The following is a 24601-nucleotide window of genomic DNA, read 5'->3' as shown; positions in this document are numbered from 1 at the left end:
CTCCTCCCCGGAGGGTGCAGGTGTCCCGCGTCATCCGGCAGCCGATCGAGGAGACCCCGTGGCGAGCGTGGCCGAACAGATGGTGGAGGTGCTCCGGCAGGCCGGCGTGGAGCGGGTGTACGGCGTCGTCGGCGACAGCCTCAACCCCGTCGTCGACGCCATCCGCCGCGCGGAGGGCATCGGCTGGGTGCACGTCCGCAACGAGGAGGCCGGTGCCTTCGCCGCGGCCGCCGAGGCCGAGCTCAGCGGCCGGCTCGCGGTCTGCGCGGGCTCCTGCGGCCCCGGCAACACCCACCTCGTGCAGGGCCTGTACGACGCCCAGCGCAGCGGCCTGCCCGTCCTCGCGCTGGCCTCCCACATCCCGTCCGGGCAGATCGGCACCGGGTTCTTCCAGGAGACCCACCCCGAGCGGGTGTTCACCGACTGCAGCAGCTGGTGCGAGATGCTCTCGACCCCCGCCCAGCTGCCGCGCCTGCTGCGGATCGCGATCCAGCACGCGCTCGGCGCCCGCGGCGTCTCCGTCCTCGCCTTCCCCGGGGACGTCGCCGCGCTGCCCGCCGCCGGCCCGACCGGCAGCGGCCACTTCCTGACCGAGCAGGCCGTCGCCGCCCCGCCCTGGGCGCAGGTGCAGGCGCTCGCCGAACTGCTCAACTCGGCCCGCCGGGTGGCCCTGTTCTGCGGCGCCGGAGTCCGGTACGCGCACGCCGAGGTGCTGGCCGTGGCGGAGGCCCTGAACGCGCCGGTGGGCCACTCGCTGCGCGGCAAGGAGTGGATCCAGCACGACAACCCGTACGACGTCGGGATGAGCGGCCTGCTCGGCTACGGCGCCTGCCACGAGGCCCTGCACGGCGCGGACCTGGTGGTGCTGCTCGGCACCGACTTCCCGTACGACTCGTTCCTCCCGCAGGCCCGCACCGTCCAGGTCGACCACGACGCCACCCGGCTGGGCCGCCGGACGGTCCTGGAACTGGCCGTCCACGGGGACGTCGCCGCGACCCTGCGGGCCGTCCTGCCGCTGCTGGAGCCGAAGCCGGACCGGTCGTTCCTGGACGAGATGCTGCGCAAGCACTGCAAGGCGCTGGAGGACGTCGTCGGCGCCTACACCCGGGACATCGAGGCGCACCTGCCGATCCACCCCGAGTACGTCGCCGCGGTGCTCGACGACGTGGCCGCCCACGACGCGGTGTTCACCGTGGACACCGGCATGAACAACGTCTGGGCCGCCCGCTACCTCCAGCCGAACGGCCGCCGCCGGGTGATCGGCTCCTTCCTGCACGGCTCGATGGCCAATGCCCTGCCGCACGCGATCGGCGCCCAACTCGCCTGTCCCGGACGGCAGGTGATCGCGATGGCGGGCGACGGCGGGATCGGCATGCTGCTCGGCGAACTGCTCACCGTGGCCAAGCACCGGCTGCCGGTGAAGACCGTGGTCTTCAACAACGGCGCGCTCGGCATGATCAAGCTGGAGATGCTGGTCTCCGGTTACCCCGAGTGGCAGATCGACAACGGCGACGTGGACTACGCCGGGATCGCGCGGGCGATGGGCATCCCGGCCAAACGGGTGACGGAGCCGGCCCGGGTCCGGGAGGTGCTGGCCGAGGCGCTGGAGCGGCCCGGGCCCGCGCTGGTCGACGTGGTCACCGACCCGAACGCGCTGTCCATCCCGCCGCACATCACGGCCGCCCAGCTGAAGGGCTTCGCCCTGGCGGCGGGGCGCACGGTGCTCTCCGGCGGGGTGGGACGCATGGTCGACCTGGCCCGGAGCAACCTGCGCAACATCCCGCGGCCCTGAGCTTCTGCCCGGAGCTTTTGCCTGGAGGGCAAAATTCTTGCCCGTGCGGCACGTGAGGTGTCCACTGGTCACATGACCACCAGCCCCACCGGTGCCCCCGCCGAGGGCGAGCAGCTCGACGACCAGGAGGTCGCCGGCCTCGCCGCCCGGCTCCGCGAACACCGGCACAGCAGCCGCCTCACGCTGGAGGTGGCGGCCGCCCGGGTCGGACTGTCCCCAGCCTATCTGTCCCGGCTGGAGACCGGCCGTCGCCAGCCGTCGCTGCCCGTCCTGCTCGGCCTCGCCCGCGCCTACGGCACGTCCGTCTCCGGACTGCTGGGCGAGGCGATGACCGAACCCGACCCGGTGGTCCGCGGCGGCGTCATCGAGCCCGGCCGGGCCGGCGGCTGGGGTTACCGGCGGGCCGGCGCCCCCGGCCGGGCCATGCAGGCCCTGCGGGTCCACGTGCCGCCGGGAGTGCAGGACGCCGTCGTCCGGGTCCACCCGGGCGAGGAGTGGCTGTACGTCCTCCAGGGCGCCCTGCGGCTGACCCTCGGCGACCGCGTCCACCACCTGGCCGTCGGCGACTCCGCCCACTTCGACTCGCTCACCCCGCACTGCATCGCCGCCGAGTCGGCGCAGGGGGTCGAGCTGCTCTTCGTCCACACCCTGCTGCAGAGCCCCGGTGGCGAACTCTGCCTCGGCGGCGGCCCTGCCGCACCGCACTGAGGAGACAAACCATGGCCGCTGACCCGACCACCCACACCTCGACCCCCGAGGCCCCCAAGACCATCGACGCCGGCAAGTGGGCCAACCGCCGCGTCGCCGTCCGCCTGGTCATCTACACCGCGGGCATCCACGCCTTCGCCGGCTTCATCATGCTGCTGTTCGAACTGGGCGGCCGCAACAAGTAGGTGGGACCGGGGACGGCCGCCCCGATCCCCGATCCCCGCGCCCCGTGCCCTTCCCTCCTCCCCGATCCCCGTGCTCCGACACGGGCGCTGGGGGCACCCCGGCCGGAAGCCGGGGGAGGAACCGCGCGTTGCGGTGGGCACGGACCCGCACTCGGCCGCCGCGCGGCAACCCGCGCTCACGCACTGCGCAGCAGCCCGCACAACGCCGACAGCGCAGCGGGGAACGCGTGCTCCGCGGGAGTCCCGTACCCGATCACCAGCGACGGCGGTCCGCCCGCGGCGGCACCGTCCGCCCGGTGCCACGAGAGCCCGTTGAGCGACACCCCGGCCGCCGCCGCCCGCGCCAGGAGCTCGGCCTCCGACGGTCCGTCCGCCGGCAGTTGCAGCACCGCGTGCAGCCCCGCAGCGATGCCGGTGACGCGGACGTGCGGGGCGTGCTCGGCGAGGGCGGCCACCAGCCGGTCGCGGCGCCGCCGGTAGTGCAGCCGGCAGCGCCGCACGTGCCGGTCGTACGTCCCGGAGGCGATCAGCTCGGCGAGCGTCAGCTGGTCGAGCACCGGCGACATGATGTCGGCGAGCTGCTTCAGCCGGGCCACCGGTTCGACGAGCGCGTCCGGCAGGGCGAGCCACGCGAGCCGCAGGCCCGGCGCGAGGCTCTTGGCGGCCGTCCCGGCGTACACCACGCGCTCGGGGTCGAGCGCCTGCATCGCGCCGAGCGGCTGCCGGTCGTAGCGGAACTCGCCGTCGTAGTCGTCCTCGACGACGTACCCGTCGTGCTCGCGCGCCCACCGCACCGCCGCCGCACGGCGGTCGGCGGCCAGCGGTGCGCCGGTGGGGAACTGGTGGGCGGGCGTGAGCAGGACGCCCCCGACCCGGTCGTCGAGCAGCTCCACCCGGGCCCCGGCGTCGTCGAGCGGGAGCGGGACGGTCGCGAGCCCGGCCGCCCGGGCGACGGCGAGCTGCGGTGGCAGGCCGTACTCCTCGACGGCGAGGGCTCCGGCCCCGCGGTCCCGCAGGGCCGCGCAGAGCAGCCCCAGGCCCTGCGTCACGCCGCTGCACACCAGCAGGCGGTCCGGGTCGGTGCGGACCCCGCGCACGCGCGCCAGGTAGTGGGCCAGCGCCTCCCGCAGCTCGGGGCGCCCGAGCGGCGAGCCGTACCCGAGGGCCTCGTGCGGTGCGGTGGCCAGCGCCCGGCGGGCGGCGGCGAGCCAGGCGGTGCGCGGGAAGAGCGACAGGTCGGGCCGGCCGGACGTCAGGTCGTGGCGCGCGGCCGGGCGTTGCCGCACCGGCCGGGCGGCCCTGGGCGCCGTCGGCCTGGGCGCCGCCCGCTCGGCGACGGTGGTGCCGGAGCCCTGCCGGGAGGTGAGCCAGCCTTCGCCGGTGAGCTGCCCGTACGCCTCCACGACGGTGTTGCGGGCGATCCCGAGGTCCTCACCCAGCGCGCGCGAGGACGGCAGCCGGGTGCCGGGGGCGAGCCTCCCGTCCTGGACGGCCTCGCGCAGCGCGTCCTCCAGGGCGGCCCGCAGCCCGGTCCCGGCGGCGCGCCGCCCGGTGAGGTCGAGGTGCAGGTCGCCGCCGAACGCGCTCCACGAAGTGCTCATCGACGGGATTATCCCGCGTCGCCGGCGAGCCGCGGGTGGTGGCGGTGCATCGCCGCGAGGACCTCTTCGAGCGGGACCGGGAGGGTGTTGGCGGCGATGTTCGCGGGTCCGTACCCGAGGGAGCGGTTGAGGCCGGCGCTCGCGCGGACGAGGTGGGGCGCGCGGGCCAGGTAGGCCGCCGGGTCCGCGGGTCGTCCGTCAGCGGACCGGGCTCACCCCGGGCCGCCGGTGGCGCGGACGATCCGCCCGGTGATCCGGTGGCCGTCCGGGCCGGTCAGGAAGGCGACGACGCGGGCGCCGTCCCGTGCCGGCCGTTCGACGGTCGTCCGTCCGACGTCGCGCGGTCCGCCCGGGACGACCGCCGTCCTGCGCTCCAGCACCGCGCCTCCCGGTGCTCCGCCGTCGTGGTGTCACGTCCTCGCGCTACCGTGCCGCCCATGGCGAACTATGTACTCGTGGCAGGCGCGTGGCTCGGCGCGTGGGCGTGGGACGAGGTGGCGGCGGAGCTGCGCGCGGCGGGGCACGGGGCGTACCCGCTGACGCTGTCCGGGCTCGCGGAGAAGCGCGGGGTGGATCCGGCCGGGCAGGAGGCCCACGTGCGGGACATCGTGGCCGAGGTGGAGCGGCTCGACCTGCGCGACGTCGTCCTGGTGGGGCACAGCTACTCGGGCATCCCGGTGGGCCAGGCCGCCGAGCGGATCGGCGACCGGCTGGCCCGGGTGGTGTTCGTGGACGCCGACGTGCCGCAGGACGGCGAGTCGTTCGTCTCGGTGGCCGGGAACGGCCAGGAGGTGGCGGTGGCGATCGCGATGAACGACGGTTTCTGGCCGCCGCTCGCGGCCGGGGACTTCGCCGGCCAGGGCCTCACCGACGAGCAGGTCGCCCGGATCGTCGCCGGTTCGACGCCGCACCCGGGCGCCTCGCTGACCGAACCGGCCGTGCTGGGCGACGCGTTGCCCGAGCTGCCGGTGACGTACGTCAAGTGCCTGCTGGACTGGCCGGAGCCGTTCGGCCGGGCCGCCGAGCTGCTGGGGGGCGAGCGGTGGCGGCTGGTCGAGCTGGACACCGGCCACTGGCCGATGTTCTCCCAGCCGCACGAACTGGCGGCCGTGCTCCAGGAGTCGTGACGACCTAGAGCGAGAGGTAGACCGCGCTGCCGACGCCGGCCACGAAGCAGTAGATCGCGAACGGCGTCAGGCTGCGGGTCTCGAAGTACTTGGTGAGGAAGCGCACCGACACGTACCCGGCGACGAAGGCGGCGATGCTGCCGGCCACCACCGGGCCGAGGACGGCGGAGTTCTCCGGCTTGAACAGTTCGGGCACCTTGAGCGCCGAGGCGGCGATGATCACCGGCGTGGCGAGCAGGAAGGAGAACCGGGCGGCGTCCTCGTGGTGCAGCCCGCGCAGGATGCCGGCGCTCATGGTGACGCCGGAGCGGCTGATGCCGGGGAAGAGCGCGAGGATCTGGGCGGCGCCGATCCAGGCGCCCTGCTTGTAGCCGAGCCGGGCGAGCCGGTGGTCGGAGGCGATCGCCGGGTCCAGCCCGGGTTCGTCGGACACCGGGGCGGCGTGCCCGGCCCGCCGGCGGCCGGTGCCGCCGCGCTTGAGGCGCTCGGCGCCGAGCAGCACGAGCCCGTTGAGGGCGAGGAAGGCGGCGGCCGGGATCGGCTTGCCGAGGGCGTTGCGCAGGGCCTTCTCGAAGGCGAGGCCGGCGATGCCGACCGGGATGGTGGAGACGATGAGCAGCCAGGCGAGCTTCTCGTTGCGGGTCTCCACGCGGCGGTGGCGGATCGAGCTGATCAGGCCGCTGATGATCCGGAGCCAGTCCTTGTAGAAGAAGACCACCAGTGCGAGCGCGGTGGCGAGGTGCAGGCCGACCAACACGGAGAGGTAGGGGGAGCCCTCGGCGGTCATGTCCAGGTCGTGCTGGATCTTCCCGCCGATGATCGCCGGCAGCAGGATGCTGTGGCCCAGGCTGGAGACCGGGAAGAGTTCCGTCACACCCTGCAGCAGGCCGACGCCTATCGCTTCCGGGTAGGTCAGGGTGGACATCGCGCACCTTCGCTCGGGGGTCTGATCAGGGGGAGCCCCGGCGAAGCTACTACGGGGATGTAGACGCCCGGCAGGCCTGGGGCCGGAAGTTCACCGAGTGGACGTCTCGCCGAAACCCGGTCCGGGCGCCCGGTGTTCGGGCGCCCGCTCAGGCCGCGGCAGGGTGCGCGGCCCGCGCGTGGGTGAGCAGCACGTGCACCCACACGGCCAGCAGCACCCCGGACGACACGGCGCGCTCGGCCGCGTGGCTGAGCGCCAACGCGGCGCCCGCGGCGACGAGCGCGGTGCCGGCCACCAGCAGGGCGGCGGACAGCACCTCCGCGGGGCGGGTGCGGTTCATCGTGGTCCTCCCTCGTGGTCGACGGAGGACCACGATGCAACCTCCCGTTGCGGCAGGTTCAAGCGCCTTTTCGCCGACGGCCCCGGACCGGCCCGGATCAGCCCGGCGCCACCCGCCGCCACGCCGGGGCCCCGGCGGCCACCGGCGCCGGCCCGAAGTCGTGGCGCAGCCGGTCCGGCCCGAGGGCGAGCAGCGAGATCGAGGACGAGCCCCAGATCCGCCCGTCGCCGAAGTCGCGCCGCTGGACGAGCGCCGCGTCGTCGTCCGGCGCGAGCCCGTCCCCGGAGACGACCGGCAGCCAGGCGCCCCACGCGTCCTCGACGCTCGCGTCGCCGTCCGGTTCGGGCCGGGGCTCGGCCGCGAAGCGGGCCCGGAAGTACGCGGCGCGGGCGGCCATCAGGGCGTGGATCCGCTCGGAGGCGGTCCGGCTGTGGGCGCGGCCCTCCGGGCCGTCGTTGAGCACGACGCTCAGGCCGGTGGGCAGGTGGTGCTCGACGAGCCGCCCGCCGCCCCAACTGGCCACCCGGGCGCCGTCGGGGCCGGCCAGCACGAGGTGGAACGGGTCGTACGGGGTGAGGTCGAGGTGGCCGACGCCGCCCTCGCGCACGGCGGTGAGCGGCAGTCGGCCGCGGGAGAGCCGCGTCTCGGCGGGGGCGAGCGGTCCGAAGCCGTTGAGCAGGCACGCGGCCGTGCGCTGCCCGGGGTCGGCGGCGAGCCAGGTGCCGCCGGCGGCGAGGTCGAGCCCGCCGACCAGCTCCGGGTGCTCCGGCCAGTGGTGGGCCGGCGGGAGCCAGCGTCGCCCGAGGTACTCGTCCCGGACGGAGAGGAGCAGGACGGGCACCGCCGACCCCGGCTCGATGCTGACGAACGCCGTGCACACGATCCCGGCCCCCTGTTTCCGCCCTGTTCAGTGATCCTCGCACGTCGGTTCGGGTGCCGGAACACCGGTGGGGCCGGAAAGTGGCCCAGGAACACCGCAGGTGAATGCACCAGGCGGTGGGGCCATTCCGTCCCTAGGCTGGTGATCATGACGACGACGAACGAGACCGCGGCGCACGGGACCGCACAGGGTGAGGACGCGCCGGTCCCCGCGCCCGCACAGCGCCTCGCGATGCACCGGCTCGCCCCCGAGTACTACTCCGCGATGATCGCCGTGGACCGCGCCTCCCGGACCGGCCTCGACCCCCGGCTCGCCGAGCTGGTCAAGGTCCACGCCTCGATGATCAACGGCTGCGCCTTCTGCATCGACATGCACGCCACCGACGCCGCGAAGGGCGGCGAGCAGGACCACCGCCTGATCTCGCTCCCGGCCTGGCGCGAGACCCCGTGGTTCACCGCGAAGGAGCGCGCCGCCCTGGCGCTCACCGAGTCCGTCACCCTGCTGACCCAGGGGCACGTGCCGGACGCCGTCTACGACGAGGCCGCCGCCCACTTCGAGGAGCCCGAACTCGCCCAGCTGATCGCCCTGATCGCGACCATCAACGCCTGGAACCGGATCGGCGTGACCTCGCGCCTCAGCCCGGCCGCGAAGTGAGGGGAACCGCCGTGACGAGCCAGCAGGACAAGGCCCGGCTCCTGCACGAGCTGCACCGCGCCGGCGAGCCGCTCGTGCTCGCCAACGCCTGGGACGCGGTGAGCGCCCGCCTGGTCGCCGACGCCGGCGCCCGGGCCGTCGCGACCGCCAGCGCGAGCGTCTCCTGGACGCTCGGCAGCCCGGACGGCGGCGGCGCCGACCGCGACCTGGTGCTGGCGCAGACCGCGCTGGTCGTCCGCGCGGTGGAGCAGCCGGTCACCGCCGACCTGGAGAGCGGCTACGCGCAGACCGCCGCCGGGGTCGGCGAGACGGTGACGGCGCTGCTCGGCACCGGCGCGGTCGGCGTGAACCTGGAGGACGAGGGCCGTCCGCTCGACGAGGCGGCCGAGCGGATCGCGGCGGCCCGGGCGGCGGCGGACGCGGCCGGGGTGCCGCTCTTCGTGAACGCGCGGACCGACGTCTTCCTGTACCGACCGGGAGAGCCGGAGGGCCGGCTGGACGAGGCGGTGCGCCGTCTGCGGGCCTACGTCGAGGCCGGTGCGGACGGCGTCTTCGCTCCCGGCGTGACGGACCCGGAGACGATCGCCGCGCTGGTCCGGGCGGTCCCGGCCCCGCTCAACGTGCTGGCCGCGCCCGGCTCGCCGTCCGTCCCGGAGCTGGCGAAGCTCGGCGTCGCGCGGGTGAGCCTCGGTCCGGGCCTCGCCAAGGTGGCGTTCGCGGCGGTCCGCCGGGCCGCCGAGGAGGTGTACGCGAGCGGCACGTACACCGCCCTCGACGGCGGGCTGACCTACCCGGAACTCAACGGGCTCTTCCAGGGCTGACGGACCCGAGGGCCCCGACGGCCCTCCGGGGCGAAGGCGGACGGGCCGACCGCACGGGGGTCGGTCAGCCGATCTGCCCGCTGAGCCCGGGGTGGGTCATCTGGTTGGTCCCGATCTTCTCCACCTCCTGGGCGGTGTGCCCGACCACCGGCAGCCGGCCGGCGGTGTGGATGGCGAGGTCGGCGGGGGAGACGGTGAGGCCGTCGGTGAGACCGCCGGTGGCGTCCGGGGAGGCGGCGGTCTGGCTGGTGGCGGAGGCGGCGGGCGCGGCGAGCGCGAGGCCCGCCATGGTGAGGGCGGCCAGGGTGGCGAGTTTCTTCATGCCCTGCCGAACGACCCGGGCCGCCCTCGGGTAACCGGACGGCTCAGACCGTCACCCTCAGGGTCCGCACGCTGTTGCTGATGAACGAGGCGATCGGCTCCGGCTCCGCGTCCTCCGCGAGGGCGAGGCCGGGGAAGCGCTCGAACAGGTGGCGCAGCGCCGTCTCCGCCTCCAGCCGGGCCAGCCCGGAGCCGAGGCAGAAGTGCGGGCCGTGCCCGAGCGACAGGTGCCGGTTGGGCCGCCGGGTGAGGTCGAAGGCGTCGGCGTCCTCGTGGTGCCCGGAGTCGCGCCCGGCCGCCGCGTACGAGGCGAGCATCGCCTCCCCGCGCCGGATCACCACCTCCCCGACCTCGATGTCCTCGATCGCGTACCGCAGCGGGAACTGCCCGACCGGGGAGTCGTACCGCAGCGTCTCCTCGACCACCGCCGACCACGGCTGCTCGCCGTCCAGCACCAGTCGCAGCTGCCCGGGGTGGGCCAGCAGGGCGCGGACGGCGTTGGTGATCAGGTTGAGCGTGGTCTCGTGCCCGGCGACCAGCATCAGCAGCAGCGTGCCGACGAGTTCGGCCTCGCTCAGCCGGTCGCCGGCCTCGCGCGCGGCGATCAGGTCGGTGGTCAGGTCGTCACCGGGCTCGGCCCGCTTGGCCGCGACGACCGACGCGAGCAGCGCGTTGAGGTCCTGCTGCGCGGCGACGGCGGCGGCCGGCGTGGCCGAGCTGGAGACGAGCGTGTCGGACAGCTCGTGCAGCGCGTCCTGCTGCTCGACGGCGAGGCCGAGCAGTTCGCCGATCACCTGCATGGGCAGCGGGTACGCGAAGTGCGCGCGCAGGTCGAACGGGCCCTCCAGCTCGGCGACGGCGTCGAGCAGGGCGACGGCCCGCGCCTCGATCGCCGGCGCCAGGTCGGCGATCCGGCGCGGCGTGAAGGCCTGGCTGACGAGCCCGCGCAGCCGCCGGTGGTCGTCGCCGTCGGCGGTGACCATCCCGGGCACGGTGACGAAGTTCAGCAGTGGCCAGCCCTCGGGCAGCCGGCCCTCCCGGAAGTCCGTCCACAGCCGGGCGTCCTTGCCGACGCGCGGATCGGCGAGCAGCGCCTGGAGCGCGTCGTGGTGGGTTATCGCCCAGACCACCACCCCGCCAGGGAGCTCCACCAGGACCGCCGGGCCGGCGCCTCGGAGCCGGGCGTTCTCGGTGTGCTGGTCCCGTCCGAAGGGGTCGAGTCGGACGGGCCGGTGGCCGGTTCCTCGGGGAGCGTCGGCGATGTCCATGCGGGCCTCTCGGGGGCGGGCGGTCGGGGTGGGGTGAAGGCGCTGTAGAGCACCGGCAGGCTGAGCAGCGCCCGCGACCACGGGGAGGGGCGCCAGGCCAGTTCGACCGGCGGGACGGCGAGTTGGAGGTCCGGCAGCCGGTGCAGCAGGGTCTCGACCGCGGTCTCGACGATGATCCTGGCCGGGTGCTGCGCCGGGCAGACGTGCTGGCCGGCGCCCCAGGCCAGGTGGGCGCGGTTGCCGCCGAGCGAGCCGTGCGCGGGTGCGACGCCCTGGGCGGCCGGGTCGGCGTTGGCGGCGGCCAGGCCGAGCACGAGCATGTCGCCGGCGCTGATGTACTGGCCGCCGAGCACGGTGTCGGTGGTGGCCCAGCGGCCGGGGAAGTTCTGCGTCGGCGGGTCGCGCCAGAGCACCTCCTCCAGCGCGTCGGAGACGGTGAGCCGGCCGCCGGTGAGGGTGGCCCGGAAGCGGCGGTCGGTGAGCAGCAGCCGCAGCGTGTTGCCGGTCCAGTTGATGCTGGTCTCGTTGCCCGCGACCATCAGCACCACCAGGTGGTGCACCGCCTCCTCGTCGGTCAGCCCGGCCGGGTGGGCGAGCAACCAGGAGGTGAGGTCGGCGCTCGGGGCGGCCCGGCGGCGGCGCACCAGGTCGACCAGGATGGCCTGGAACTCGGCGCTGGCGCGCACCGATTCGGCGCCACTGTCGACGAAGTGGCTGATCAGCTCGATCAGTCGGGGACCGGCCGCGGCGGGCAGGCCGACCAGCTGGGTGAAGACCAGCAGCGGCAGCGCGCGGGCGTACTGGGCGATCAGGTCGGCGGTGCCGTCCGGGCCCCAGCTGTCGATGAGCCCGTTGGCGGCGGCCTCGGTGGTCCCGCGCAGTTGGTGGTGGTCGATCTGGGCGAGCGTGTCCGCGACGGCGGCACGCAGCCGCTGGTGCTCCGCGCCGTCCAGGTTGAGCAGGGTGGGGCGCCACGCGGTCATCGGCAGCAGCCGGGAGTCGGCCGCCAGCCGGCCCTCGGCGGGCACCCGCCAGCGGCGCGAGTCCTTGGAGAACAGCGTCTCGTTGCGGGTGAGTTCGAGCAGTTCGGAGTAGCCGAGGACGAGCCAGGCCTCGACCCCCGGCTCCAGCTCGATCGGCGCGACCGGTCCGTAGCGGGCGCGCAGCCGGGCGTACAGGCCGTGCGGGTCCTCGGCGACGGCGGCGCCGTACAGCGGGGTCAGCGGGCCGCCCGCGGGCATCCCGCCGCCGTGGCCGACGGGGCACCCGGAGGTCGTCGGCGGTTCGGGCGCGCTCATGCGCCCACCTCGCCGCGCTCGGCAGGGGCGTTCGCCCACGTGCGCCTCCCGGCGATCCGCTCACTTCGATCGCTCATCCCTGGAGCTCCAGGACGGACGTCCGGTGCAGGTGGTCCACGAAGTCGATCAGCAGGTCGTAGGACTGCCGCCGGTCGCGCGCGTCGCAGTAGAGGATCGGCACCTCGGGCAGCACGTCGAGCGCCGAGCGCAGCTCCTCCTCCGGGTAGGTCGGCGTGTCCGGGAAGACGTTGACGGCCACCGCGAACGGGATCCGCTGCTCCTCCAGCCGGCCGAGCACCTCGAAGCTCTCGTCCGGCCGCCGCAGGTCGACCATCGCGATGGCGCCGAGCGCACCGCGCGACAGGTCCTCCCACAGCGGCCAGAACCGCTGCTGCCCGGGCGTGCCGAACAGGTACAGCGCGAGCCGGGGGTTGAGCGTGATCCGGCCGAAGTCCAGCGCGACCGTGGTCGTCGTCTTGTCGCCGCGCCCGGAGAGGTCGTCGACGCCGCTGCTCGCGGCCGTCATCGTCTCCTCGGTGCGCAGCGGGGTGATCTCGCTGAGCGAGCCGACCAGCGTCGTCTTGCCGACCCCGAACGGGCCGGTGACCAGGATCTTGACCGCCCCCTGGACGGAGGACGGCAGGTACTGCGGGTCGGCGGGCACCTCGGCGGGCGCGGCTTCAGCGGAGTTGGCGGAGGCCAACGAGCACCTCTTCCAGGAGGGTTGTGGGCAGGCGTTCGGCCTGCGGGACGGGCGGGAGCACCTGAACGGCGCCGAGGTCCCACAGGTCGCCGACCAGCACCTTGACGACGCCGAGCGGCAGCCCCAGGTGGGCCGCCACCTCGGCGATGGACAGCAGGCTGCGGCAGAGGCCGAGGATGCGCCGGTGCTCCCGGTTCAGCAGGGCGTGGTCGGGGGGTTCGGGCACGTCCGGTAAGGCGCTGACCAGACTCTCGATCGCCAGCTCGGGCCGGGTGGAGCGGCTGCGGCCGCCGGTGATGACGTACGGGCGGACCGGCCCGTTCACCGCGGGCCCCCCGCCGCGTGGTCGACCCGCGGCGGGCTGGTGAGGTGGGTGCCGATCCGCTCGACCAGGACCTGCATCTGGTAGGCGACCAGCCCGGCGTCGACCGCCTCGCCGGTCACCACGGCCAGGTGCGCGCCGGCCCCGGCGGCGACGATGAACAGGTACCCGCCCCCGTACTCGATGATGATCTGCCGGGTGGCGCTGGCGGGCCCGCCGAAGCCCACCGCGACCCCGCGCGCGAGCGACTGCAGGCCGGAGCAGGCGGCGGCGAGCCGCTCGGCGTCCTCGCGCACGATGCCCGCGGTGCGGCCGATCTCCAGGCCGTCGTTGGAGACGACGACGGCGTGCTGGACCTCGGGCACGGCGACGATGTCGGCGAGGAGCCAGCCGAGATCAGGGGTGGTGGTCATGGAACTCTCCGGAGCGCTGGGGAAGTCGGGGGGACGCGGAACGGAACGGGTCGTCGTGGGCCTGGGCCCGGGCGGCCGAGCGGCCGCTGGCGGTGCCGGCCTGGAACATCGCCATGAAGGCCTGCGCGTCCCGGGCCGACCGGTACGGCGGCGCGGGCGGCGGAGGCGGGGGAGCGGCGTGCTGCGCGGTCGTGCCGGCACGGTCGCGCCGGTGGCTCCGGCGGGGCAGCGGCGGCGGAGCCGGGTCGCCGGCGGGGAGACCGGCGGAGGGGGGAGGCCCTGCGGGCAGGGGGGGTGCGAGAGGCGGGGTGTCCAGCAGGGGGTGGCCGCCCACCGCGGGGGAGTGGTGGGGGCCGGCGCCGAACGCCCGGTCGTCCGGCCCGAGGCCGGGGACGGTCGGCGGAAGCGGTTCGGTGAGCAGCGCGTTCGGCAGCAGCACGACCACGCGCACGCCGCCGTACGGGGAGGGCGCCGAGCTGAGCGTGACCCGGAAGCCGTACTGCTCGGCGAGCCGGCCCACCGCCGCCAGGCCCAGCTGCGGCACCTCGCCCAGCCGGGACACCTCCAGCGTGCTGCCGCCGGTCAGCGCGGCGCCCGCCTTGGCGACGGCCTGTTCCGGCATGCCGACGCCGCCGTCGTCGATCTCGATGACGGCGCCGTTGTGCACCGGCATCAGCGTGACGAACACCTGGGTGCTGGGCGGGGAGTAGCGGGTCGCGTTGTCCAGCAGCTCGGCGACGGCGTGGATCAGCGCCTCGGCGGCGGCGCCGACCACGGCGGTCTCGATCCGGCTGCGCACCACGACCCGCTGGAACGGCAGGATGCGCGACTGGGCGCCGCGGACGACGTCCTCCAGCGAGACGGGTTCGGGCCAGTGCCGTCCGGCCCGGGCCCCGCACAGCACGGCCAGGGTCTGGGCCAGCCGGGCCTGTTGGGCCGCGGCGTGGTCGGCCTTGAGCAGGCCCTCCAGCAGCGCCGGGTCGTCGTGGGTGCGCTCCATCTCGTCGAGCAGGGCCTGCTGGTCGTGGGCCATCACGAGGATCCGGCGGGCCACGCTGAGGAAGGCCCGCTGGGTGGAGGCGGTGTGCTCCTGCTCCTGCTGGACGACGGCCAGTTCCTCGCCCCGGCGGGAGAGTTCGGCGGTCAGTTGTTCCTGGAGCCGGGCGACGTCGCGGCGCAGCCGCTCGGCCCGGCGCCGGTGGGTGACGGAGACCGCGTGGTAGCGGGCGGCGGTCACGAGGGCGAGTGCCGCGAGCACGCCGGCTGCCGTTGCGCACCACTGAGTCATCGTCACGCGGCGAATTCTAGGGTGATGATCCTACGAAGGTGTGAACGGATCTCGCCAAGTGACCGGATCTCGTCAATATCCAGTCAATTCGGTGTCGATCCAACCTCGTTCGCCCCCGACCGGGCTGTCGGGCGGCCACACTTCCCCCGCGGTTCCTCCCTACTCGGACACTTCGGACACGTGCGGGATGGCCGAGTCGCGTCCCGGGATGTGTGGGGAACGTGTGCACGGTGTTGCGGACGGGATCACATCCGGTGCAGGAGCAACAGGGCCACGTCGTCCGGCCGGGAGCGGCGCTCCGTCACGTTCAGGGTCAGCAGGTCCGCCAGCCGCTCCAGCGCGGGCGCCGCACCGATCCGGCCCGGACCGGTCTGCCGGGCCCACAGCTCCAGTCCGTCCAGCATCCGCTGCACCGACTCGTCGTAGTCCTCCTCGCGGTCCTCCACCAGCCCGTCCGTGTACACCAGCAGCGTCTCGCCCTCCGCGAGCCGGCCCGTCGTCAGGTCGTAGGGCTGCCCCGGGTCCACCCCCAGCGGCGGCCCGCCCGGCAGCTCCAGCTCGACCGCCCTCGCGCCGGCGATCCGCACCGGTGCCGGATGGCCGGCCCGGGCCGCGGTCAGCCGGCCGTCCGCCGGGTCCAGGGTCAGGTAGAGGCAGGTCGCGAACAGCTCGGTGTCCAGCTCGGCCAGCAGCCGGCTGGTCCGCCCCAGAGTGGCCGCCGGATCGTGCCCGTCCGTCGCGTACGCCCGCAGGCCGCTGCGCAGTTGTCCCATCACCGCGGTCGCCTCGGCGTTGTGCCCCTGCACGTCGCCGATCACCAGCCCGATCCGGCCGTCCGGCAGCTTCAGCAGGTCGTACCAGTCGCCGCCGATCTGCATCCCCTCGGTGCTCGGCAGGTAGCGGGCGGCGCTCGCGATGCCCGGCAGGCGGGGCAGCGTGCGCGGCAGCATCGCGCGCTGCAGCTCGCCGGCGCGGTGGTGGTGGGTGTCGTACAGCCGGGCCCGCTCCAGCGACTGCGCCAGGATGCCGGCGAACGCCGAGTACAGGGTGCGGTCCTCGCGGCCGAAGGTCCGCTCGGTCGCGAAGGTGATCAGGCACGAGCCCACCTGCCGTCCGGACGCGACCAGCGGCAGCACCGCCCAGGCCGCCGGGCTCCCGGCCGGGCCGCCGGGCGTGCCTCGCCCGGGTTCGCTGAACAGCGGGGCGGAGTGGGTGAGCGAGGACTGCATCACGTCCTCGGACAGGTCCGCCAGTCGGGTCGGCTCCGAGCGGCGCGCACCCCCGTAGACCGTGTGCGTGACGGGCAGCAGCCGACCCTCGTCCACCAGGTCCAGCACGATGCTCGCGGCCCCGAACGAGGGCCGGGCCACGTCCGTCACGGCGGTGGTGACGTCCCGCACGGTCACCGCCCGCGACAGCGCCCGGGTCAGCGTCAGCAGCAGCGCCGTCCGCGCCGCCCCGGCCTTGTCCTGCCCCTCCGGGCCGTCCTGCGGCTTGTCCTGCGCCGGACCCTCCCCGGCGAGCGCCTCGCCGTGCTCCGCGAGCAGCCCCGCGACGCGTACCGGCCGGTCGTGGGCGTCCAGCATCACCTCGCCGGACTCCTCGACCCGCACCACCCCGCCGCCCCGGCGCAGCACCCGGTACTCGATCCGGTACGGCCCCCCGACGGCCAGCGCCTCCGCCATCGCCGCCCGCACGTCCGGCAGGTCCTCCGGGTGGACGATCCGCTCCAGCTCCGGCGCCGAGCCGTCGGACGCCACCGGCTGTCCCGTCACCCGGAACGCCTCGGCGTCCCACGCGGTCTCGCCGGTCACCAGGTCCCGCTCGAACGCCCCGTGCCGCGCGGCCCGCGCGGCGAGCGACAGCATCGGGCGCCCCGGTGCCCCGGCCGGCCCCGCCGGAGCCTGCGCGCTCTGCGGCAGTCGGCCGTCCGCGTGATCGAGCAGGTGCGCCAGCCGGTGCGCGCACGCGTCGCCGATCGTCTCCAGCACGTCCAGGTCGCGCAGCGGGACCGTGCCCCGGTGGGCCAGCGCCAGCGCCAGCACCCCGATCGGCCGCTCGTCCACGATCATCGGCAGGGTGATCACCGCGACCATCCCGGTGCCGAGCCCGGCGTCCTCGTTCGGATAGTCGGCGCTCGTGTGCTCGGGCGACAACAGGTACGGACGCCGCATCCGCAGGGCCGTCGCGGCCGGCAGGTCGCTCCCCGGATCGATCGTCCCGTACCGCTCGTGCACCCACCTCGGCAGCCCGTGCGAGGCCGTCAGCCGCAGCATCCCGGCGGAGTCCAGAAGGTACAGCGCCGAACCCTCCCCGGTGATCCAACTGGGCCCGTCGGCGAGGACGGTGGCCAGCATCTCGGCCGCCGTCGTGCAGCCCAGCAATAACCGCACGCAGCGCATCGCACTGCGCACCGCGCGGTTCTCATCCTCGACGGGAGCCATTGATTCTTCATACCCCATTTCCCCACCCCACGAGCCCCCGGCGATCCCCCACCCTGCCTGCCACGCCCCCACCCCCACTGCCGGTTCCCACCCCCACCCGACCCGCGCGCGGGCCCGCGCCACCTCCGGACGTCCGGGCCAGTGCGGTCCCTCAGGCCCCCTCCGATCGCTCGCGCCCCGAGCCCCCACAGCACCCTCATGCCCCGCGCCCGTGCGCGCCGCCCGCCCGCCAGGGGTCCGGGGACCCCGGTGGCTCCTTGGACCGCCGCGCCGCCTGCCCGCGACGGGCCCGCCTTCCGGGCAGCCGCGTTTGGATCGCCCGCGTCCCCGGCGGCCCACTCCCCCGGCGCCCGTGCGCCGCCCCGGCTGTCGTTCCCCCGCCCTTCTCGGCTGCTCCCCTTCCCTCCGCTCAGCGCTTCCCGCGTCCGGGGAGGTCAGGGGAGGGGCCACCAGCGGGCCCCAGCCGACGTACCAGCACCAAGGTCCGGTCGTCCGCGACGTCGCGCGCCACGGTCCGCACGAGCTGCGCCGCCGCGCCGCGCGTGAGTTCCTGTTGCGTGCGGTGGGTTCGCAGCTCCGGTTCCGCAGCGGCCAGCAGCCGGAGCACACCCTCGTCCAGGTCCCGGCCCGGCACCTCCACCAGGCCGTCGCTGAACAGCAGCAGCGAGTCCCCGTGCGCCAGCCGCCCGGTCGACGCCGGGTAGGGGGCGCCGGGGATGAGGCCCAGGGCCGGCCCGCCGTGCGCGGCGAGCTCCCAGCCGCCGCCGTCCGCCCGGCGGAAGCGCGCGGCCGGCGGGTGGCCGGCGTTGAAGAGGCGGTAGTCGCCGGTGGCCGGGCGCAGCGCGAGGTGGACGGCCGTCGCGAAGTGGTCGTCCCAGCCCATCCGGACGAGGTGGTCGTTGGCCGCCGGCAGGAACGCCTCCGGCGGCACCCGCCCCAGCAGCATCCCGAAGGCGCCCGACAGGTGCGTGGACCTCGCGGCGGCCCGGCTGCCCTTCCCGGACACGTCCACGAGCAGGAGCTCCAGCAGGTCGTCCTCGGGGCGGTGGGTGCAGAGGAGGAAGTCCCCGGAGAAGGAGGTGCCGCCGGCGGGGGCGAGGGCGCTGTCGAAGTGCCAGTCGAGGAGGCGGTCCGGGAGCCGGGCGAGGGTCCTGGTGTGCTCGGCGAGTTCCAGGAGCATGGAGTCGCCCTGGGTGCCGCGCAGCCCGAGCCGGTGCCGGAAGCGGTTGGCGATCAGCACCGTCGCCCCGGTGGCGGCGAGGACGAGGGTCACCCCGAGCCGTACGCAGTGCGGGTCCTGCAGGGCGGCCCCGAGCGCACTGCCCGCGAGGGCCGCGCACACGAGCACCAGCAGTCGCCCGCGCGGCAGCACGAGCCCGCCGACCACGAGCGGCAGCACGAGCGCCGACGGGGGCCAGCTGTACGGCAACGCGAGCGGCAGCAGCCCGAGCACCACCGTGAGCACCAGCAGCACGACGAGCGCGTCCCGCCCGGCCCGCGCGTCCCCGTCCAACAGCCGCCCGTACCACCGCCGCACCCTCCCGACCAGCGCGGGCAACAGGACCTCCACCAAACGGGTGGGCGGTCCCCGGTCATGACCCCCCAGTCAGCCCCGCCACATTAACCCCCAGCAGAAACGTTCCCTCTGCCCCCACCCGCACCCAGCCTCCAGCCCCCCGCGCAGGAAGTCGTCCCCGGCCGGCTTCTGGCGCGTTCCGGATCGCCGTTCCCCGTCCCCGGCTCCGTGCACCCTCGCCAACCTCCCTCCCTGCGCGGGAAGTCGTTCCCGCCGACTTCCCGTGTCGCCTTCATTCCGCGGCCGCAGCACCCCCGGAGCGCTCTCCCCCATTCCTGCCTGCTCGCGTGAGAAGTCGACTCGGCCGGCTTCCCGTGTCGCCTCAGGCCTTCGGCCAGGTGTGGAGGCCGCTCGTCAGGGTGGTGATGAGGCGGTCGTGGGTGGTGGTCAGGTCTTCGGCGAGCTGGAAGGCGCCGGCGATCGAGAGGGAGGCGAAGCCGTGGGCGAGGGAGCGGACGGTGCGGGCGGCGTGGATGGCTTCGGAGCCGTCGAGGCCGTACTCCCGCAGGACGGCGACGATCACCCCAACCAGCCGGGCCGCCGCGGCGTTGAGGTCGTCGTCCGCCCGGGGGGCCTGCGGCAGGGCGTTGTACCGGTGCGGGTACGCCGTCGCGTAGGCGTGGTAGGCGCGGAGGACGGCGGCGACGGCGTCGTCCCCGCTGCGGCCGAGGGCGGCGTCGGCGAGTCGGGCGGCCAGTTCCTCGGTGACGCGGACGGCGATGAGCCGCCGCAGTTCGGTGAGGCCGCCGCTGACGTGCTTGTACAGGGAGGGGGTGGCGACGCCGGCCCGGGCGGCGACGGCGGCGAGGGTGAGGCCGTCCGGTCCCTGGTCGTCGATGAGGGCGAGGGCGTGGTCGACGACCTGCTCGGGCGTCAGTCCGACTCGGGGCATGGCGCGGTCTCTCCGTGTCTGTCCGGGGGCGTTGCGGGTGGGGATGCTCAGGCGATCTCGGCGAGGAAGGGCAGCAGGGCGTCGGCGACGGCCTGCGGGTTGTCGGCCATCGGGTAGTGCCCCGAGCCGTCGATCATCACCTTCCGGGCGCCGAGCGCCGCGGTCTGCCGGTCGGCGACGACCTCGGGCTTCGGGAAGTCGGGGTCCTTGGTGCCCATGAGGACGAGCGCCGGGCACCGCACGGCGGCGGTCCAGCCGACGGGCGAGGAGTCGCCGCGGACGTGTCCGCGGGTGGCGGTCCTGCGGCCGGGGGTGCGCAGCGCGTCGACGAGCCCGGCCACGTACGCGTCGAAGTCGGCCGGCTTGGTGCCCGGGTAGGCGAGCTTGCGGTGGTAGAAGCCCCAGAACGCGGGCCAGTGGATGACGACGGTCCCCATGGCGTGGACGACGCCGCGCATGAGGGCGTTCTGCGGGAGGTTCTCGATGAAGGCGTCGATCAGGACGATCCCGGCGACCCGCTCGGGCGCGTCCCCGGCGACCTTGACGACGGTCGCCCCGGTGTAGGAGCTGCCGGCCAGGACGGCCCGCCCGATGCCGAGGTGGTCGAGCAGGGCGAGGACGTCGGCGGCGACGGCGCCCGGCGTGTAGTCGTTCCAGGCGATCGAGGACTCGCCGAAGCCGCGCAGGTCCATGGTGACGACGCGGTGGCCGGCGGCGGCCAGCAGCGGGACGAGGTGCCGGTACGAGCGGCGGCTGTCGAGCATCCCGGGGAGGAGGACGACGGGGGTGCCGTCGCCCTTCCGGGTGTCGTCGAAGGCGATCCGGCCGCCGGGAACGTCGAGGTACTGGGTCTCCGGGGTGGTGGTGCCGTTCATGGTGGGCCTCCTCGGTCCGCTGCTGCGGTGGCATCGGCGGTGCTGCCGATAGCCATAAAGCTAAGGCTAATAGCCTTAGCCGTCAAGCTATCGGCACCCGGGGTCGAGGTCGCCCGCGCCGAGCGGCACCCCGCCCCCTCAGGTCCCTTCGACCTTGAACGGGTCGTGCTCGCTGAGCAGCTTCTCCAGCCTGGCCTGGTCCACCCGGGTGACGATCTCGTTCGTCTCCTGCCTGTCCCGGATGACCTTGGCGAGCGTGAAGGAGGAGGTGACGGTGTAGAGCAGGCCGATCCCGAGGAAGGCCCGGGTCCAGGCTCCGACCGGCAGGTAGGCGATCCCGATGGCGAGGGCGGTGCCCGACAGGGCGAAGGAGAGCACGGCCTGGAGGTGGTACGCGGCCGTGGTGCGTGACTGCATCGGTGCGTTCATGGCGCCAGGATGGCGGCGGTCCGGCCCGCCGCACATGAGTAGGAGTACTCAGGCGGGCCTGTCGAGGTCGTCGTCCGGTGACTCCCAATCACGTTAAGTAGTGTCAGGGGTGGGCAAGAGCCGCAAACCAGTCATAGGGAACAAGCCGCCCGCCCGGTTGTCGGCCGTCCCGGGCGGATGGCTTGGAATCAGGGCGTCCTAGGATTAACGTCTGATAACGCAGCGCGGTCGAAACGCCGTACCCAGACGGCACCGTGCGCCGTCGCCTAATCCCGCCGGCCGGCCTCCGGGCAGGTCAGGGAGCCGGGGAACCACGTTCCTTGGGGTGAATCGGCGGGGCCCCGGCCCGGCCGTAGGAGACCTTCCTGCTCCGAACCCGTCAGCTAACCCGGTAGGCGCGAAGGAAGGAAAGGAGCACGCCTCCGTGGCGTCGACGCACACCCCGGCACAGCCCGCCGGCCCTGCCGCCGGTACCCAGCTCCTCGAGCACCCCCGTCCGGCCGGGGACGAGTTCCCGGCCCCGGAGGCCGAGGCCAACCGCCACCGGATGCCGCGTCAGACCCGCGGAGCCTCCCCGCTGCTCGGCGTCACCGCCGTCGCCGCCACCCTGGGCGCCACCGGCTTCGCCTCCGCGACCCCGGCCGCCGCGCCCGCCATCGAGTCCCCGGACGAGGCCCCGGTCGCGCTCTCCGCCGACCCCGGCCTCGCGCTCGCCGCCCGCATCCAGCAGCAGGCCGACGGCCAGCGCACCGCCGCCGAGGAGAGCGCCCGCGTGCAGGCCGCGCAGGAGGCGCAGGCCAAGGCCGCCGCCAAGGAGGCCGAGGCGAAGAAGGCCTCCGACGACGCCGAGAAGGCCAAGGCCGCCGCCCTCACGCTGCCGGTGCGCGACTACAACCTGAGCGCCCACTACGGCCAGAGCGCCCGCTACTGGGCGCACCTGCACACCGGCCTGGACTTCGCCGCCGACACCGGCACCGCCGTGTTCGCGGTCGGCCAGGGCACGATCACCTCGGCCGGCTGGTCCGGCGCGTACGGCTACCGGATCGTCGAGACCCTGCCCGACGGCACCGAGATCTGGTACTGCCACCTCTCCTCGATCATCACGGGCAGCGGCAAGGTGACCTCGGGCCAGCAGATCGGCAAGGTCGGCGCCACCGGCAACGTCACCGGCCCGCACCTGCACCTGGAGGTCCGCCCGGGCGGCGGCGCCCCGGTCGACCCGGAGACCTGGCTCCAGCAGCGCGGCCTCAACCCCTAGCCTCCGCACGCGCGAACAGGAAGGCCCCGGCCGGCCGGGGCCTTCCGCATCAGCCCTCCTGCGGCGACTCAGGCGACTCAGGCGACTCCGACGACTCCGGCAGCTGCGCCAGGTACGCCTCGATCTCTCCCGACCCCGGCTCCGGCGCGAGCTCCGGGAACTCCTCGACCAGCATCCGCGGCAGCCCCGGCACCGTCCACTCGCCGTACAGCGCGAGTGCCACCTGCACCGCCGCCTCCTCGAACTGCCCGAAGTCCCCGGCCAGTTCGTCCGGCATCGGGCGCCCCAGCGCGTTCAGCTCGGCGAGGTTGCGGTAGCTTCGCCGCATCAGGCCCTGCTCCAGCAGCCGCCGCGCGCCGTCCGTGGCCATGCCGACCGAGAGAACCCGGCCCGGGCCCCAGCCCCGCTCGTCCGGCTCGTCCAGCCACCCGGCCTCGGCCAGCGCGGCGAACGCGTCCAGCCGTTCCTCCTCGCCCAGTTCGAGGAACCCGGCGAGCCAGTCCCGCACCGCCGCCCCGTCCGCGACGTCCACCCCGTGCGCGCGCAGCAGCACCGCGTACAGCCGGGGCCACGTCACCAGGTCGGCCCGGCGCAGCAGCCCGGCCGCGACCTCGCCCTGCCACTCGGCCTCGGCGTGCAGCCGCTCCTGCCGCTTGGCGTTGAGCCGCTTCGCCGCCCGCTGGTGGTCGACCAGGAGCCGGACGGCCTCGCCGTACGCGAACGGGTCCTCGTCGGGGGCGGGCTGGACGTACAGGTGGAGCCGCTCGTACAGCAGGTGTTCCACGGCGTCCGAGGTCAGTTCGGGCCAGCCGTCGCGCATCCTGCCCTCGCCCAGCTCCAGCAGTGCCAGCACCGTGCGCAGCGGCGCCTCGGCCACCGGGGTGCGGCCCTCCGCCGCCGCCCAGGCGAGCAGGTCGGCGGCCCTGGTGCGCGGGGCGAGTCGCAGGTCTTCGTCGTTCATAGCTCGAACGGTAACCGCTGGTCGGGGGGGGTAGGGTCGGCAGCCATGGTCCCCGTACGTCTCACCGGCCCCCGGCTGGCCGTCCGCGAGTACCACCACACCCCGGAGGAACTGGACGCGCTGCACGCGCTCTTCGGCGACCCGGAGGTCACGCGGTACCTCCCGTTCGAGCCGCGCGACCGCGAGGCCTGCGCGGACCAGCTCGACCTGTACGTGGAGGGGGCGATGGAGGAGCAGCGCGGCACCTACCGGTTGGCCGTCACCCTCCTCGCCGGAGCCGGAGCCGGAGCCGGAGCCGACGCCGACGGCCCGCTGGCCGCCACGCCGATCGGCCAGGCCGCCCTCACCCTCGGCCCGTACCGGTCGGCCGAACTCGGGTACGTGCTGCGCCGGGACGCGTGGGGGCACGGCTACGGGAGCGAGGCCGCCCGGCTGCTCTGCGTCCTCGCCTTCGACCACCTCGGCCTCCACCGGCTGGCCGCCTCCGTGGACGTCGACAACGCTGCCTCCGTCCGGGTGCTCGGGAAGCTCGGCTTCCAGCGGGAGGGCCGGGTCCGGCACGACGTCCTCAAGGGCGGCGTCTGGTCCGACTCGTACCTGTACTCACTCCTCGCCGACGAGTGGCGGGGGAGCGGAACGGCGGGTACGGGGGGTTAACCCCACCCCGGATCCGCCAGGCCTCCGGATGCCGCCGGACCACCCCGCCCGACAAGGATGAAACCGTCAGCAGGGGAACGAGACGGGCAGGGGCCGGGACATGAGCAGCTTCACCACACACGACCGCGACTGGGACTTCCTGGACGGCCACGACGGCCGCACCGGCGAGCGCACCGACCACGGCCGCCCCGCCCGGGCCCGCCGCACCGAGGAACCGCCGCCGTTCTGGCGGGCGCCGTTCTCCTCGCACTACTACCGCGAGGTCGGTTACGTCCTCACCGGCCTGCCGGTCGGGCTCGTGGGCTTCGCCGTCGCCGTCATCCTCTTCTCGTTCGGCGCCGGCACCTTCGTGACCGCCCTCGGCCTGCCCGTCCTGGCCGGGCTGACGGTCGCCGCCCGCGGCTTCGGCCGGCTGGAGCGCTCCCGGGCCCGCGGCATGCTCGCCCTGGAGGTGCCGGGTCCGGCGCCGGTGCGCCGGACCCGGCCGGGCGCCTGGGGCGCGATCACCGCACGGCTGGCGGACGCGGCCGGGTGGAAGGGCGTGCTGTACCAGGTGTTCATGTTCCCGTGGGCGGTGTTCAGCTTCACGATGACGCTGGTGTTCCTGCTGGTCGGCTGGACGATGGCGCTCTACCCGCTCTACCACTGGGTCTTCCCGACCTTCACCTCGTGGCGGGGCTACAAGGTGTTCGACTACACGGACGGCAAGGGCGTCGAGCACGTCTACTTCGTCGAGGGCGCCGGGCAGATCGCCGCGGTGTCGGTGGCCGGCATCGTGATCGTCTTCCTCACCGCCCAGCTGGTCCGCAGCCTGACCAACGTCAACCGGGCCGCGATCCAGGGCCTGTGCGGCCGCTGACCCG

Annotated in this window: 27 protein-coding genes and 1 riboswitch; of the genes, 9 read left to right on the top strand and 18 right to left on the bottom strand. The window is 74.7% G+C overall.

The features are described 5' to 3' along the window. The first annotated feature begins 58 nt into the window (after nucleotides 1-58). The 3 genes from AB0C76_RS28440 to AB0C76_RS28430 all read left to right on the top strand — a co-directional run bounded on the left by AB0C76_RS28440 (nucleotide 59) and on the right by AB0C76_RS28430 (nucleotide 2685). Nucleotides 59-1792, top strand: coding sequence for a pyruvate dehydrogenase (locus AB0C76_RS28440; RefSeq protein WP_359971029.1), 1734 nt, complete (start codon nucleotides 59-61; stop codon nucleotides 1790-1792). 72 nt (nucleotides 1793-1864) lie between these two features. After that, nucleotides 1865-2500, top strand: coding sequence for an XRE family transcriptional regulator (locus AB0C76_RS28435; RefSeq protein WP_359971027.1), 636 nt, complete (start codon nucleotides 1865-1867; stop codon nucleotides 2498-2500). 11 nt (nucleotides 2501-2511) lie between these two features. Continuing rightward, complete coding sequence (locus tag AB0C76_RS28430; RefSeq protein WP_329927495.1) at nucleotides 2512-2685, top strand: DUF6126 family protein; 174 nt, start codon at nucleotides 2512-2514, stop codon at nucleotides 2683-2685. A 176-nt stretch (nucleotides 2686-2861) separates the two neighbouring features. Here the strand turns inward: AB0C76_RS28430 and AB0C76_RS28425 are convergent, their stop codons facing one another. Further along, complete coding sequence (locus AB0C76_RS28425; protein ID WP_359971026.1) at nucleotides 2862-4286, bottom strand: PLP-dependent aminotransferase family protein; 1425 nt, start codon at nucleotides 4284-4286, stop codon at nucleotides 2862-2864. 212 nt (nucleotides 4287-4498) lie between these two features. Beyond that, entirely contained in the window at nucleotides 4499-4666 is a 168-nt protein-coding gene (locus AB0C76_RS28420) for a hypothetical protein (RefSeq protein ID WP_359971024.1), read from the bottom strand. A 57-nt stretch (nucleotides 4667-4723) separates the two neighbouring features. Between AB0C76_RS28420 and AB0C76_RS28415 the strand changes: the two genes are divergently transcribed. Further along, nucleotides 4724-5413 carry an alpha/beta hydrolase gene (locus AB0C76_RS28415; RefSeq protein ID WP_359971022.1) on the top strand — a complete coding sequence of 230 codons (690 nt, stop codon included), beginning with the start codon at nucleotides 4724-4726 and terminating at the stop codon, nucleotides 5411-5413. A 4-nt stretch (nucleotides 5414-5417) separates the two neighbouring features. On the opposite strand, the gene AB0C76_RS28410 is transcribed toward AB0C76_RS28415, so the two are convergent. The 3 genes from AB0C76_RS28410 to AB0C76_RS28400 form a co-directional block, all read right to left on the bottom strand. Beyond that, on the bottom strand, nucleotides 5418-6338 hold the full coding sequence (locus tag AB0C76_RS28410; RefSeq protein ID WP_359971020.1) for an undecaprenyl-diphosphate phosphatase: 921 nt from the start codon (nucleotides 6336-6338) through the stop codon (nucleotides 5418-5420). A 148-nt stretch (nucleotides 6339-6486) separates the two neighbouring features. Then, nucleotides 6487-6678: a hypothetical protein gene (locus AB0C76_RS28405; RefSeq protein ID WP_359971018.1), complete on the bottom strand. Its 192-nt coding sequence runs from the start codon at nucleotides 6676-6678 to the stop codon at nucleotides 6487-6489. A 97-nt stretch (nucleotides 6679-6775) separates the two neighbouring features. Beyond that, complete coding sequence (locus AB0C76_RS28400; RefSeq protein WP_359971016.1) at nucleotides 6776-7558, bottom strand: NRDE family protein; 783 nt, start codon at nucleotides 7556-7558, stop codon at nucleotides 6776-6778. Nucleotides 7559-7705: 147 nt separating this feature from the next. On the opposite strand from AB0C76_RS28400, the gene AB0C76_RS28395 reads away from it, so the two are divergent. Together AB0C76_RS28395 and AB0C76_RS28390 are read left to right on the top strand one after the other, a co-directional pair. Beyond that, nucleotides 7706-8212 (top strand): carboxymuconolactone decarboxylase family protein, encoded by a 507-nt coding sequence (locus tag AB0C76_RS28395; RefSeq protein WP_359971014.1) that lies wholly within the window; start codon nucleotides 7706-7708, stop codon nucleotides 8210-8212. 11 nt (nucleotides 8213-8223) lie between these two features. Continuing rightward, on the top strand, nucleotides 8224-9033 hold the full coding sequence (locus AB0C76_RS28390; protein WP_359971013.1) for an isocitrate lyase/phosphoenolpyruvate mutase family protein: 810 nt from the start codon (nucleotides 8224-8226) through the stop codon (nucleotides 9031-9033). A 64-nt stretch (nucleotides 9034-9097) separates the two neighbouring features. On the opposite strand, the gene AB0C76_RS28385 is transcribed toward AB0C76_RS28390, so the two are convergent. From AB0C76_RS28385 to AB0C76_RS28330, 12 genes are all read right to left on the bottom strand, one after another. Continuing rightward, nucleotides 9098-9355 (bottom strand): hypothetical protein, encoded by a 258-nt coding sequence (locus AB0C76_RS28385; protein ID WP_359971011.1) that lies wholly within the window; start codon nucleotides 9353-9355, stop codon nucleotides 9098-9100. A gap of 43 nt (nucleotides 9356-9398) precedes the next feature. Beyond that, nucleotides 9399-10505 (bottom strand): cytochrome P450, encoded by a 1107-nt coding sequence (locus AB0C76_RS28380; protein WP_359971009.1) that lies wholly within the window; start codon nucleotides 10503-10505, stop codon nucleotides 9399-9401. Next, nucleotides 10469-11920 carry a cytochrome P450 gene (locus tag AB0C76_RS28375; protein ID WP_359971007.1) on the bottom strand — a complete coding sequence of 484 codons (1452 nt, stop codon included), beginning with the start codon at nucleotides 11918-11920 and terminating at the stop codon, nucleotides 10469-10471. Before AB0C76_RS28375 ends, AB0C76_RS28380 begins: the two co-directional genes overlap by 37 nt. 73 nt (nucleotides 11921-11993) lie before the next feature. Then, nucleotides 11994-12623 carry an ATP/GTP-binding protein gene (locus tag AB0C76_RS28370; protein WP_359971005.1) on the bottom strand — a complete coding sequence of 210 codons (630 nt, stop codon included), beginning with the start codon at nucleotides 12621-12623 and terminating at the stop codon, nucleotides 11994-11996. Beyond that, nucleotides 12601-12948: a DUF742 domain-containing protein gene (locus AB0C76_RS28365; protein ID WP_359971003.1), complete on the bottom strand. Its 348-nt coding sequence runs from the start codon at nucleotides 12946-12948 to the stop codon at nucleotides 12601-12603. Before AB0C76_RS28365 ends, AB0C76_RS28370 begins: the two co-directional genes overlap by 23 nt. After that, nucleotides 12945-13358 carry a roadblock/LC7 domain-containing protein gene (locus tag AB0C76_RS28360; protein WP_359971002.1) on the bottom strand — a complete coding sequence of 138 codons (414 nt, stop codon included), beginning with the start codon at nucleotides 13356-13358 and terminating at the stop codon, nucleotides 12945-12947. The genes AB0C76_RS28365 and AB0C76_RS28360 overlap by 4 nt, the downstream gene beginning before the upstream one ends. Next, nucleotides 13342-14646 (bottom strand): sensor histidine kinase, encoded by a 1305-nt coding sequence (locus AB0C76_RS28355; RefSeq protein ID WP_359971093.1) that lies wholly within the window; start codon nucleotides 14644-14646, stop codon nucleotides 13342-13344. Before AB0C76_RS28355 ends, AB0C76_RS28360 begins: the two co-directional genes overlap by 17 nt. A 245-nt stretch (nucleotides 14647-14891) precedes the next feature. Beyond that, nucleotides 14892-17090 carry a SpoIIE family protein phosphatase gene (locus AB0C76_RS28350; RefSeq protein WP_359971000.1) on the bottom strand — a complete coding sequence of 733 codons (2199 nt, stop codon included), beginning with the start codon at nucleotides 17088-17090 and terminating at the stop codon, nucleotides 14892-14894. A 409-nt stretch (nucleotides 17091-17499) separates the two neighbouring features. Continuing rightward, nucleotides 17500-18648, bottom strand: coding sequence for a PP2C family protein-serine/threonine phosphatase (locus tag AB0C76_RS28345; RefSeq protein ID WP_359970998.1), 1149 nt, complete (start codon nucleotides 18646-18648; stop codon nucleotides 17500-17502). Between the two features lie 340 nt (nucleotides 18649-18988). Continuing rightward, nucleotides 18989-19558, bottom strand: a complete 570-nt coding sequence (locus AB0C76_RS28340) for a TetR-like C-terminal domain-containing protein (RefSeq protein ID WP_359970996.1) — start codon at nucleotides 19556-19558, stop codon at nucleotides 18989-18991. A 47-nt stretch (nucleotides 19559-19605) separates the two neighbouring features. Continuing rightward, nucleotides 19606-20433, bottom strand: a complete 828-nt coding sequence (locus AB0C76_RS28335; RefSeq protein ID WP_359970994.1) for an alpha/beta hydrolase — start codon at nucleotides 20431-20433, stop codon at nucleotides 19606-19608. A gap of 138 nt (nucleotides 20434-20571) precedes the next feature. Then, nucleotides 20572-20862 carry a YiaA/YiaB family inner membrane protein gene (locus AB0C76_RS28330; protein ID WP_329927478.1) on the bottom strand — a complete coding sequence of 97 codons (291 nt, stop codon included), beginning with the start codon at nucleotides 20860-20862 and terminating at the stop codon, nucleotides 20572-20574. A gap of 253 nt (nucleotides 20863-21115) precedes the next feature. Then, nucleotides 21116-21274, top strand: a riboswitch (cyclic di-AMP (ydaO/yuaA leader). 12 nt (nucleotides 21275-21286) lie between these two features. Here AB0C76_RS28330 and AB0C76_RS28325 point away from each other — a divergent pair. Continuing rightward, on the top strand, nucleotides 21287-22120 hold the full coding sequence (locus AB0C76_RS28325) for a M23 family metallopeptidase (RefSeq protein ID WP_359970992.1): 834 nt from the start codon (nucleotides 21287-21289) through the stop codon (nucleotides 22118-22120). 49 nt (nucleotides 22121-22169) lie between these two features. On the opposite strand, the gene AB0C76_RS28320 is transcribed toward AB0C76_RS28325, so the two are convergent. Beyond that, nucleotides 22170-23081 carry a hypothetical protein gene (locus AB0C76_RS28320; RefSeq protein ID WP_359970991.1) on the bottom strand — a complete coding sequence of 304 codons (912 nt, stop codon included), beginning with the start codon at nucleotides 23079-23081 and terminating at the stop codon, nucleotides 22170-22172. Between the two features lie 45 nt (nucleotides 23082-23126). Here AB0C76_RS28320 and AB0C76_RS28315 point away from each other — a divergent pair, with 45 nt between their 5' ends. Both AB0C76_RS28315 and AB0C76_RS28310 read left to right on the top strand, forming a co-directional pair. Beyond that, entirely contained in the window at nucleotides 23127-23738 is a 612-nt protein-coding gene (locus tag AB0C76_RS28315) for a GNAT family protein (RefSeq protein ID WP_359970989.1), read from the top strand. A gap of 100 nt (nucleotides 23739-23838) precedes the next feature. Continuing rightward, entirely contained in the window at nucleotides 23839-24597 is a 759-nt protein-coding gene (locus AB0C76_RS28310) for a sensor domain-containing protein (RefSeq protein WP_359970988.1), read from the top strand. The last annotated feature ends 4 nt before the right edge of the window (nucleotides 24598-24601 follow it).

This window comes from Kitasatospora sp. NPDC048722, from assembly GCF_040650235.1.
Taxonomy (GTDB): Bacteria; Actinomycetota; Actinomycetes; order Streptomycetales; family Streptomycetaceae; genus Kitasatospora.
Note: the sequence above shows the minus strand (reverse complement) of the source record. Positions and strands in the feature narration are given on the sequence as shown.